Origin of the sequence: Photorhabdus africana, assembly GCF_035181445.1 — a bacterium.
Lineage (GTDB): Bacteria > Pseudomonadota > Gammaproteobacteria > Enterobacterales > Enterobacteriaceae > Photorhabdus > Photorhabdus laumondii.
Genome location: NZ_JAXBVE010000220.1, coordinates 1 through 330, shown reverse-complemented (window position 1 = coordinate 330; position 330 = coordinate 1). Strand labels below are relative to the sequence as shown.

1 protein-coding gene is annotated in these 330 nt (G+C 53.9%); it reads right to left on the bottom strand.

Annotated features, from left to right (window positions below):
* On the bottom strand, positions 1-330 hold a 330-nt coding region (locus SLS51_RS23485; RefSeq protein WP_323840876.1), incomplete at both ends, for a S8 family serine peptidase.

The window sequence follows — 330 nt, the reverse complement described above, 5'->3', positions numbered from 1 at the left end:
GGTGCTTTGAGTCATCCAAGATTCAGCCAGGCGAACAGCGGCTCGCGCATCGATTTGACCGAAACCGTAATCGTTGCTGGTGTGCATACCGCCGCCATTCCAGCTATGGCTGCTATTATCGCTCCATGCGGTAGAGGGGTCATTGATCTTGCGAGCAGATAGAGCAAGGATCTGCTGCACATCCCGATAGCCTAAGTTCGGGTTGGCCTCCAGCATCAACGCAACAACACCGGAGATTATCGGCGCGGCAAAGCTGGTGCCTTGCATGCTGGTGTAGTCATTGCCGAAAGTTGAGCCACGTTCGGTTTTCAGCATATAGCTGGTAGACAC